The organism is Legionella septentrionalis, assembly GCF_003989745.1.
GTDB lineage: Bacteria > Pseudomonadota > Gammaproteobacteria > Legionellales > Legionellaceae > Legionella_A > Legionella_A septentrionalis.
Window position 1 is genome coordinate 1 of the sequence record NZ_RZGS01000083.1, and the last position, 1,170, is coordinate 1,170.

The following is a 1,170-nucleotide window of genomic DNA, read 5'->3' on the forward strand; positions in this document are numbered from 1 at the left end:
CTAGAGTTTTCCGACTTATTTTTAATCAACTTGTAATCAAATGGTGACAAGTCTCCCAGTGATTCATGCGGTCTTTCTTCGTTATATTCCTTCATCCATTTCCCGGTTATTTCCCGAACTTCGTTGAGATCTCTGAATAGATAAAAATCCAAAATTTCATTGCGATAAGTTCGGTTAAACCGTTCAATAAATGAATTTTGAGTAGGTTTTCCGGGTTGAATAAACTCAAGAGTAACTCCGTGTTTTTCAGCCCAGTCAGCCAATACCAGAGAGATAAACTCAGGCCCGTTATCAAGCCGAAGTTTTGCCGGATATCCTCGATTGGCAGCAATGCTGTCAAGCACCCGGGTAACCCGTTGGGCAGGCAGGCTCAGATCCACTTCAATGGCCAGTGCTTCCCGGTTGAAATCATCAACCACATTAAATGTCCTGAATCGTCTGCCGCAGGTCAATGCATCGCTCATAAAATCAGCAGACCAGGTATGGTTAACTGTAACGGGAATCGCAAGAGGCGCTGGATTGCGTGTAGGCAATCTCCGCTTTCCTTTACGGCGGATATTCAACTGCAATTCGCAGTAAACACGGTAAACCCTTTTGTGATTCCATGTAAACCCCGCCTGCCTCAGTTTGACAAACACTTTTCTGAAGCCATAGCGCGGATAGCGTTCGGTAACTTCCATCAGCTCTTTAATCACCGTCTCATCCTTATTTACTGCCGGCTGATAATAGTAACCTGTGCGACTCAGGCTTAAGGCGGCACAGCTCTGTCTAAGACTCATGCCGTATTCATTTACCAGATAATCAGCCATTTCCCTTTTCTCTGCCGGCTTTAAAGCTTTTTTTCTATCACATCCTTCAAGGCACGGTTTTCCAGCGACAAATCAGCGAACATCCGTTTCAGCTTTGCATTCTCTTCCTCAAGTTGCTTCATACGTTTAATATCTGAGGCCTCCATCCCACCATATTTAGCTTTCCAGTTGTAATAGGTGGCATCTGATATTCCATGCTCACGACAGACATCCTTTACCAGACGGCCATTCTCTACATGTTTTAAAATATTTAATATCTGATGCTCTGTAAATCGGCTGCGTTTCATCGTTTCTCCTCCTCTTGCCTATTATGCCGGAGAAACTCTAGTTTTAAATGGTGCTATTTTACGGGAGGGTTACA

1 protein-coding gene is annotated in these 1,170 nt (G+C 44.0%); it reads right to left on the reverse strand.

Annotated features, from left to right (window positions below; genetic code table 11):
- A protein-coding gene (locus tag ELY11_RS12295) for an IS3 family transposase (protein ID WP_233579877.1) occupies positions 1-1,096 on the reverse strand; the annotation gives its coding sequence in 2 pieces (ribosomal slippage) (positions 1-835 and positions 835-1,096; 1,097 coding nt annotated over the 2 pieces). This gene is flagged as partial in the annotation.
- Positions 1,097-1,170: the final 74 nt, after the last annotated feature.